The 1,451-nt window shown below is 34.3% G+C and carries 1 protein-coding gene; it reads right to left on the bottom strand.

Features of this window, described 5'->3' with window-relative positions; all coding sequences use genetic code 11:
* Positions 1 to 31: 31 nt before the first annotated feature.
* Positions 32 to 1,398, bottom strand: a protein-coding gene (locus BLV40_RS27755; RefSeq protein ID WP_090695859.1) for an IS3 family transposase whose coding sequence is annotated in 2 segments (ribosomal slippage) — positions 32 to 936 and positions 936 to 1,398 — 1,368 coding nt in all. Because the reading frame shifts where the segments join, the coding sequence is not laid out codon by codon here.
* Positions 1,399 to 1,451 lie beyond the last annotated feature (53 nt).

Raw genomic sequence — 1,451 nt, 5'->3', positions numbered from 1 at the left:
TGAAATGAACCCAAAAAGTTAGACAGAAAAATTAAGCGGCTGATTGGATATGAGTCCGGTATTGTACTGGACTCATTCCATTTAACTTTACTTTAATTCTTTTGTGGTTGTAATAATGAATATAATCCTCTAATTCTACCTTAAAATGTTCCATACTTTCAAATTCTTTAAGGTAGAGTAATTCAGACTTTAATAAGCCAAAGAAATTTTCTATGACTGCATTGTCCAAACAGTTTCCCTTACGGGACATACTTTGGATAACCTTGTATTTTTTTAGTGCTTGTTGGTATTTCTTCATTTGATAATGCCATCCTTGATCTGAGTGAAGAATAGGAGTTTCTCCATCATTTAAGCGTTTAAAGGCTTTATTAAGCATTTTTGACACAAGTGAATACACAGGTTTATTTTCTATATTGTAAGCTATAATCTCCCCGTTATATAAGTCTAAAACAGGAGATAAATACAGTTTTTTGCCATGCAGATGGAATTCAGTTACATCTGTTACCCACTTTTTATTAGGCTTTGATGCATTAAATTTACGCTTCAAAATATTTGGTGCGAATTTGCCTACTTCTCCTCGATACGAACGGTATTTTTTTATGCGAACCAGGCATTTCAATCCAATGATATTCATTAAACGACGAACTGTTTTGTGGTTCAATACATATCCACGGTTACGTAATTCTAATGTGATGCGACGATAACCGTATCTACCATAATTCTCTTCAAAAATCTCTTTAATCAATCCTTTAATCTTCTCATATTTATCCGGTCGTCCCATTTGTTTAATCCAGTAATAGTACGTACTACGTGCGATGCCAGCGATTTTCACAAGATCGATGATTTTGTATTTGTGCCTTAATTCATAGATTACTTGCGCTCTGTCTTGATCTGTGATTTGTTCTTTTTCTGAACTAAGGCATTTAACTTTTTTAAATAATCATTTTCCATACGTAAACGTTCATTCTCTGCCTGTAGAGCTTCTATTGACCCTTCAGCTAACACTTGATCTTGTTTTGGTTGTATCTTCGCTTTTTTATTTTTCATAGCTGGACGTCCCTTCTTCTTTGAGCGTAGGGCATCCACACCATTTGAATCATAAGCTACTCTCCATCTGCGAATTATTTCATGAGATGGAATATTAAAAATTGCCGCCGTTTCTCTCATAGATGTCCCTTGTTTCTCCATATAATTAAGCACATCTAGTTTATACTGAAGCGAATAAGTTGTATAGCGCTTTTCAAAAGCTTTTTCCCCAAAGGCCTCATATTGTTTAATCCACTGATAAATTATACTAGAATGAATCCCTAGAGATTTAGCGATTCTTTTCCCGCCATCTACCCCATCAAAATATTGTTTTACTATTTGTAGTTTTTCTTTAGAAGAAAACTTACTCATAAAAAAGTGCACCTCCAATTGTTAAGTGTGTCTAACAATTGGGGTGCACATCA

The organism is Bacillus sp. 166amftsu (assembly GCF_900107445.1).
Classification (GTDB): domain Bacteria; phylum Bacillota; class Bacilli; order Bacillales; family Bacillaceae_G; genus Bacillus_A; species Bacillus_A arachidis.
The sequence above is the reverse complement of the archived record's forward strand: the minus strand, read 5'-3'. Positions and strand labels throughout refer to the sequence as shown.